Source organism: Rhodocyclaceae bacterium (assembly GCA_020248265.1).
In the GTDB taxonomy this organism is placed as follows: domain Bacteria; phylum Pseudomonadota; class Gammaproteobacteria; order Burkholderiales; family CAIKXV01; genus CAIKXV01.
The window spans coordinates 59,884-67,849 of record JADCHX010000026.1; the positions used below are offsets into that span (position 1 = coordinate 59,884).

At 64.2% G+C, this 7,966-nt stretch carries 4 protein-coding genes and 1 pseudogene; all 5 read right to left on the bottom strand.

Translation table 11 applies throughout. The annotated features are described in order from the left end of the window. Positions 1 to 233 precede the first annotated feature (233 nt). On the bottom strand, positions 234 to 1,427 hold the full coding sequence (locus ING98_20375) for an ATP-binding protein (GenBank protein MCA3104234.1): 1,194 nt from the start codon (positions 1,425 to 1,427) through the stop codon (positions 234 to 236). A gap of 109 nt (positions 1,428 to 1,536) precedes the next feature. Further along, positions 1,537 to 1,683 (bottom strand): annotated as a pseudogene (locus tag ING98_20380) (transposase domain-containing protein). Positions 1,684 to 2,279: 596 nt separating this feature from the next. Beyond that, a complete protein-coding gene (locus ING98_20385; protein ID MCA3104235.1) occupies positions 2,280 to 2,555 on the bottom strand; it encodes a type II toxin-antitoxin system Phd/YefM family antitoxin in 276 nt (91 codons plus the stop codon). A gap of 502 nt (positions 2,556 to 3,057) precedes the next feature. Then, positions 3,058 to 5,415, bottom strand: a complete 2,358-nt coding sequence (locus ING98_20390; protein MCA3104236.1) for a DEAD/DEAH box helicase family protein — start codon at positions 5,413 to 5,415, stop codon at positions 3,058 to 3,060. Positions 5,416 to 5,830: 415 nt separating this feature from the next. Next, complete coding sequence (locus tag ING98_20395; protein ID MCA3104237.1) at positions 5,831 to 7,525, bottom strand: DUF262 domain-containing protein; 1,695 nt, start codon at positions 7,523 to 7,525, stop codon at positions 5,831 to 5,833. Positions 7,526 to 7,966: the final 441 nt, after the last annotated feature.

The following is a 7,966-nucleotide window of genomic DNA, read 5'->3' on the forward strand; positions in this document are numbered from 1 at the left end:
TTAGCCTTGATACCCAGGCAGTTCGCGGGACGGCGAATGGTGTTCATTGGGGACTGAATCGGGAGGTAGGCTAATCCCGATGCAGAACCGCATCATGGGCTGGAAGGCGCATGGTTGCGGGGATTGGCGGGTAGGCGGGCGGATGTGTACATGGGCGTACACACGACGTGGCGGCATCGGAAGCTTTGTTTCGGTGGAGCGCTTCGCTGCTCGCGATGGGCTCGAAGGCGACGTTACGCATGACGCCAATCGGCGCCTGGGATGATGCGCTTCATGAACTCGTCGAACATCGGGACCGTGAAAGCCGTGTCACCGTGGTTCGGGCTCCAGATCATCCCCTTGGCGATCAGCGAATTGCGCGTCGGCGCAAGCGACGTGACTTTGGCTGGGTAGCACGCCGCGATGTCGCCGGAGCGGTGTGGGCCTGGTCCGAGTTCGGCCATCGTGCGCAGGTAGCGCTTTTCCTTAGGCGTCAGCCGATCGAATCGCACCCGGAAAAAGCTTTCGTCGAGCGCCGCCACGGCGCTGCCCGAAGCGCGCTGTACGGCGTCGATGCCGATCGGCGATCGCGCAGCCTGCTCCCAGGTGTGGAAACCCCATTGCTGCAGGAAGTACGCATACCCGCGCGTGACCTCCACCAACCGAACCAGCGCGGCTTCGTCGATGTCGACCCCTTCCTTCTCGAGTGGCACGCGAATCGCGCGTTCAGCCGCTGGCCCCGGGAGGGCACCGATCGCCGGGAAGTTGAACAGCCGCTCGGCATAGGACTTCGCGTTGCCCATCCGGCCGCGGAGCTGCGGCAGTCCTGCACCCACAAGCACGACCGGCAGCTGCTGCTGCTCGATGCGGTGCATGGCTGTGATGAGCACAGCCAGCTGGTCCTCCGCCACGTACTGCAGCTCGTCGATGAAGATCGCCACAGCAGTACCGGCGGCCTTCGCCGCGCGGCCGACCTGCTCGAAGAGGGCCTGTAGATCATGCTCAAGGTCACCGTTGTCGGCCAGGCCAGGCTCGGGCTCGTAGTCCAGGCCGACCTCCAGGTCCTGATACTTGATCTTCATCTTGCCGGCGAAGCCGGCAAGTGCACGCAGTCCACGGACAGCATAGTCCCTCGCGGCAGCAACGTTGCTCAGCCGCAGCAAAGCCTGCCGCAACTGGGGAGCGAGGATCGCGGGCAGTGATCGCCCCTCAGGCGCCTCGATGCGGATCGTGTGGATCCCTGCCGCCTCGGCGTCGCCCCGGATTCGGTCCAGCAGGACGGTCTTTCCGACCCCGCGCAGGCCAACCAGCATCGCGCTCTTCGCGTGTCTGCCGATTCGGGCACGCTGTAGCGCGACGCGCATCTCCTCGAGGAGTGCATCGCGACCGGCAAGCTCGACCGGAGGTGAGCCTGCGCCTGGCACAAACGGGTTTCGAATGGAGTCCATGGGAAACGCAGGTTATAGCAATGTTTGATAGTTTACTTTTGAACGATAACTTTGAAAAGCTTTGTATAAACGCGGGCGTCCGGTCCCTACCGCCTTGACGAGCTGAGGCTTAGCCGACAGGTGTCCGAGCAGCACCGATCGCATCGGCGACAGCCCAAGGCAGCAACTCGTGCACGCGATTGGACGGATGGTCGGCGATGCGCTCGATCACGTGTCGCAGGTAAGCCTGCGGATCGAGCCCGGTGAGCTTCGCGGTGCCGGCGTACGGCCCCGACGGAGCCATCGATGTGGATGCAGTCCACGTCCAGCGGCGCCGTGATGTCGGCCGAGGCTGGCGTCTTTGGAGCCCGCGACATGGGCTACAAGACCCACCTGCGTAACCTCGCACTGCTGAGCCCGCTGTGGGTCGGCGGCGAGGTCGCCGTGGACCGCCGACGCAAGCCGTCGTTCCGCCTGCGCGACCGCCGGCACACACCGCGTGGGTGCGGGCGCACGACCGGATCGAGCAGACGCTGGCTCCGGGCGGCGACTTGGCGGATATCCGCGATCTGGCGGCCAAGGCCGCGGAGAACATCGTACGCCTGGCGGCGCTGTTCCACGTGCTGGCGCATGGACTCGCCGGTGTGATCGGTACGGACCACGTCACCGCCGCCGAAGACGTAAATGGTTTGTACGATTTCCTCGCAAGTCTCCGGAACCCCTCGGACCCCCACCTACTTCCAGATGCAGAACCGCATCATGGGCTGGAAGGCGCGTGGTTGCTCGGGTTCAGCGAGCCAGGGGCTGATGTGTACATGCATGTGTACGCGGAAAGATCTCTCCGTGTCGTCTTCCTGACTGAACGCAGGCATCTCACCCGCGGTCGTGGCTGGGCAGTGGAAGACCTCGCCGCAACGCGCCGAAATCCGCCACCACGGCCTCCACCTCGTCGTCGCTCAACGGCATGGACTCGCGGACCTTGGCCGCCGCCGCCTCCAGGCGCTGCAGGTCTTCAGCGCTGGGACGACGCAGTGGCACGAACAGGCCGACCGTCTGCCCATGCCGGGTGATGGTGACAGGGGCGTCCGTGTCGATGTACTCAGCGAGCGACGCGCGGAACTCGCGGATGCCGACAGACGGCGTATCCATACAGGGGCTCCCGGCCAGAAGTCGACGATCCCGGGATTCTCCCGGCTTTGTGTACACAATCGCAAGGCGCGTGTACGTGCCGCCGCAAGCCGTCCGGGTTCAATAGTCAATTCGCTCCACGACGTGTAGCGAATCTCGTCTTTGAAGGCACAGACCACGCGCCGGTGAACAGCGCTGCCAAGCGGCGAGACATCCGACCTGCCAATGACAAGGTGGCCGGAATGCTCCACGTCTCTCAGGAGAGCACGCCGGATAAGTAGTCTGGGCCCAACTGCTTGAAACCTATACTCTTTCCAGCTTCCTACACGTTGTTATCTCCCGGAGAAGATAACAAAGCAAGCGCCCTCGCCGCACCGCCCAGCCCGGCCGCGGCCCGCCTGCTGATGCGGCCGCCGTCCAGAAGTGCAAGCACTGCTTGCACAATTGGCTATCAAACTCGCCTTAGAACCAACCGAGCCACCCCGAGGGGCCGTTGGCGGAAATTGTCCAACCGCTTGTTGGACTAAGCCGTATACAAGTGCCGCTGAAACCCCACGAACACCCGCCGTACCTGATCCGGCCGGCCGAGCTCCGCGAAGGCGTCTGCAATCGCATTACGGTACTTGAGCTTCAGCAGCGGTGAGAGCTTCTCGGCGTCGAGCTCGTCCACGCCCTGCGCCACGTACTGCGCGAGCACGAAATCGATGAAGGCGCGCTGCTTGTCGGTGAACTCGGCACCGGTGGCCGCTTTCGCTGCGGCGGCCCGCTCGGCGCGCGACACCGGGGGCGCGGCGAAGGACACATAGGCCAACACATCGAACAGGTCGCTGTTCTCGGCCTCGATCACCTTCTGCATCTCGGCGAGCGGCTCGCGCCCGAAGCCCTTGTCGGCCAGCCCGGCCAGCAGCTTGCGTCGCGTGTCGGGGTCGCTCCACAGGCGACGCAGCTCGTCCTCGTCCTTGAAGAACTCGGGCAGCGCACCAAACAGCGACTCGAGGAACTGCGCGGCCGACATCGGCCGGCCATCGGCGCTCCAGAACGAGGTGGCGGCCATGTGCTGAAGCTGGCGCTCCTTGCCGTCGGCCAGGCGCACCTTGATCTTGGCGGGCGGCTTGTCCTCGACCTCGGTCTCGGTTGGCGGTGGCTCGTTCACCTCCCCGGGTGGCGACTTGCCGTCAGTCGTCACCACTCGCGGCTCAGGCTCCACCGGCTCACCGTCCCACTCGGAGTCGCTGAACAAGTGGTAGGCCTTCACGAAATCGTGGATGGTGAAGTAGTCCTTGCCGTCGTAGAGCCGGGTGCCGCGCCCGATGATCTGTTTGAACTCGATCATCGAGTTGATCGGCCGCATCAGGACGATGTGGCGCACGTTGCGCGCATCCACGCCCGTCGAGAGCTTCTGCGAGGTGGTCAGGACGGTCGGGATGGTCTTCTCGTTGTCCTGGAAGTCGCGCAGGTGCTGCTCGCCAAGCGCACCATCGTTGGCGGTGACGCGCACGCAGTAGTTCGGGTCGGCCACCGTCTTGCGCTGGTTGATCAGGTCGCGCACAGCCAGCGCGTGCAGCTGGGTGGCGCAGAACACGAGCGTCTTCTCGCGCGGGTCGATGGAATCCATGAAGATCTTCACGCGGTAGGCCTCGCGTTCCTTGATCTCGATGAGCCGATTGAAGTCCTTCTCCTCGTAGCGGCGGCCAGCCTCGATGTCGCCCTCGACGATCTGGTCGTCGGGCGTGTAGACGTACTCGTCCAGCGTGGTGGCGATCTGCCGCACCTTGAAGGGCGTGAGGAAGCCGTCGTTGATGCCCTCCTTCAGCGAGTACTGGTACACCGGCTCGCCGAAGTAGGCGTAGGTGTCGGCGTTCACCGTGCGCTTCGGCGTGGCCGTCAGGCCCAGCTGTACTGAGGCGCTGAAGTAATCGAGGATCGCGCGCCAGGTGCCTTCGTCATTGGCACCGCCCCGGTGGCACTCGTCGATGACGATGAAGTCGAAGAAGTCCGGCGGATACTCGCCGAAGTAGGGCGCGCCGCCGGGGCCGCTCATGAAGGTCTGGAAGATGGTGAAGAAGATGCTGCCGTTCTTCGGTACGCGCCCCTTGCGGCGAATGTCGGCCGGGTCGATGCGCACCAGCGCATCGTCGGCAAAGGCCGAGAACGCGTTGTAGGCCTGGTCAGCCAGAATGTTGCGATCGGCCAGGAACAGGATGCGCGGCCGGCGCGACGGCTCTGTGCCACCGCGCCAGTCGTTCAGGTTCCAGCGGCTGTGGAACAGCTTCCAGGCCAGCTGAAAGGCGATGAAGGTCTTGCCGGTGCCGGTGGCCAGCGTGAGCAGGATGCGGTCGCGCCCGTCGCCGATGGCCTCCAGCACGCGGGCGATCGCGATCTCCTGGTAGTAGCGCCCCTGCCAGGTACCACCTTTGTCCTCGAACGGGATGGCGGCAAAGCGCTCGCGCCACGCCGCGGCCGCAGCCTCGGCTTGCCCAAAGGTCTGCGCCCACAGCGCCTCGGGGCTGGGGAAGCCCACCACGTCGCCCTCGGCGCCCGTGGCCATGTCGACGCCGTAGATCGCCTGCCCGTTGGTGCTGTAGGTGAAGCGCACCGCCAGCTTGGCGGCGTAGCTCTTGGCCTGCGCCACGCCCTCGGTGTGCGCCTGCGCCCAGGCCTTGGCCTCCACCACCGCGAGCTTGGTGTTGCGGTAGACCAGCAAGTAGTCGGCGATCTCGGCCCGCGCGCGCCGGCCCTGGCCCGCGCCAGCCGATCCGGGCTGCAAGCGCCCGAGCGTGATCCCGTGCTCACGCAGCACCCGGCTGCCCTCGACCACGCCCCAGCCGGCGGCCTTGAGCGCGGGGTCGATGTGCTCGGCGCGGGTTTCGGCTTCGTTCATGGGCAGAGCGGATTGCCGTAGGCTGGACGGCAAGTGGATTGGGAGTGCCCGGTCGGCGCTACAGCCTCGGTGAGGGTCATCGGGGCGTTTCGCTTTCTCGAGCCGTTCCTGGGGTTCGCGATCAATACCCGATCAAGAAATCTTCGACTCCCAAGTCTGGCGTACGTATTTGATTTGTAGGGGTTTGGCCAGCGCCAGAATGCCAGACTACCCCGCAGGATCAAGACTCGATCAAGAAACCGCAAGCGACCACGGTTTGCGATTAAATGAGCAAGTGCTTGGTTCTCAAAGACATTTACTCGCGGGCGCGGCGATGTACCGGCCAGCGATAAAGCAGGCCCCACGACGCTGACCTCTGGCGTCGCCGTGTACCCCAACCCCATATGGCGCGTCATCCGCACTCGCACGGGCAGGTTCAAACGAAGTCTGAACGCCAGATGTGGGCAGCGCGCTGCGCCATGCGCTCCTGCCGCACGGTCAGCACCGCGGGTGTCCACTCGCTGGGCCCAGACGCCAGGTCCCTGGCGCCGGCATAGGCACTCTTGGCAAACAAACCTTGCTTCTGGTCGAACAGCGCATTGCGTGCGTCACGGTTGATCGCCGGCTCGAGCAGCGCGAGGTTGCCGAGGCGGTAGATGAAGTCCTTCTGCCGGTCCGGCGGGAACAAGCCGTCCCAGTCTCCTGACGGGTTCTCCGGCAGTACATGCTCGATGGTGCCCATGTCGGTCTCCCAGTTCAGAGACTGCCCAGACGCATCGCCCTCGAGCTGGCACAGGATGTACTTCGCCAGCCTCTTGCGCCGACCCTGGGTCTCGATCTCCTTGGCGGCGAAGTCACGGACGAAGCGTTCGTCGTCGACATAGATATCCCGGATCGCGTGGAACACCTGGGCCGGCGACGTGATCCGACCCTCGAGCAGCCCCTTGGCGGCGTGGTGATAGGCGGGCTCCAGTTCGTTCGTGTTGAGGGCTCCGATCACGGTATGCCGGAATGACACCACGCAAAGCAGCTTGAGTACGCGAACGAAATCGTCCGCACTCAGCTGCTCCCAGGCGGCGAACACCAAGGGCATGTGCTGGCGCACGCCGAAGACTTGCAGATCGCGCACGTAGAGGCGAGCCGCAGGCCGGTCAGCCCAGTACTCGTGCGCAGTGTCGTCCATCGCCGCGAACAGCTCGGCTCGCCGCTCCAACGCCTCCATCAGATCGAACACATCCGCAGCCGAGCGGACTTCGTCGCGAACAATCTTGAACAAGCGCTGCTTGCGAATGCGCGCATCGCGACACAACAGGTGGTAGCGCAGAAAATCGGGAAATCTTTCCTGCCGGACCACGCCGATCAGGTGCGCCCAACGTCGCTGAAGCGCCGACAGATCCGTAGGGGTCCTCACACGCGAGAACAAGTAATTCTTCAGCAGGTCCGTCGCCGACAACTCCAGGCCACGCGCGTTCAACGTCTCGAACACCGTGTAGGCACTCAGGTCGTCTTCCACCGTGATCTGGATGAACAGCAACTGCCGCGAGACCGTGTCGGACAGCAGCCGGGCGAGAGCCTCGCCCTCGAGCTCGAGTGCCGCGATGCGGTTGACGAACCACTGAAGGCACTGCCAGAGCAGGCGATTCGATTTCGGCAGCGCACGTGGATTCATGGGCGTGCGCAACTGCACCAGGTAGTCCTGGTAGAACCCGTCGTCCGTGTCGTTGAGAAAGAGCTTGCTGCTCTCCTGCAGCGAGGCCGGGTCCTTCTCACCGATGAACCGGTTGCGCAGCTGGATGGCCCGGTCGAGGTTGGCCCGGCGATCCGGCTCGCCAGCCGGCAGCGTGCCCAGACAGTGGATCACGGCCAACGCCAGCAGGCTCAGCGTGGCCACGCGCTGCTGCCCGTCGATGATCTCGAACTCGCGGTCGCTGATCGCCTTCAGCACGATGGCGCCCATGTAGTGGGCGCCGCCCGTGTCACGCAACTCGACGATGTCGCCCCACAGGTCTTCCCACTGCTCTTCCTCCCAGGCGTAATCGCGCTGGAAGGCCGGCACGCGGTACTTCTTGCCGTTACCGAGCAGGTCCAGGAACGTGACGTCGGCGGTCTTCAGCAGGTTGCTCTTGGCCATGTGGGCTCCTGGGCGATGCGCGTCACGGCGGGGAATGGGGTGGCTCGGACCGTTGATGGTAGCCCGTTCACTCCTGCCATCGGGTGGTTCATAGCTGCCCACTGAAGGCTTGGTGGAGGAGGGATTGCTTGAGTTCGTCGAGGGCAGCGAGTTTGCGCTGGTAAAGCGCATCGATCCGGTCCCTTTCCTCAATCAGTCTATTTACGCGTTCGATTACGCATTGCTGCACAGACATGGCAGGCACGGGAACCGCGATAGCGGAAAGCGTTCCCTGATTCAAGCTCTTAATGTTGGCACCGTGAGGGTGTCCGGAATTTTGTGTGCGAGGCATATCATGACGATGAGGAGCATGTATGCCAAGCAGGAAAACGACGATTGCGGCCCAGGCCCGAGCGGCGCGGATGCCGTCCATTCCGAAGGAACTCATTGACCAGTTCGTGA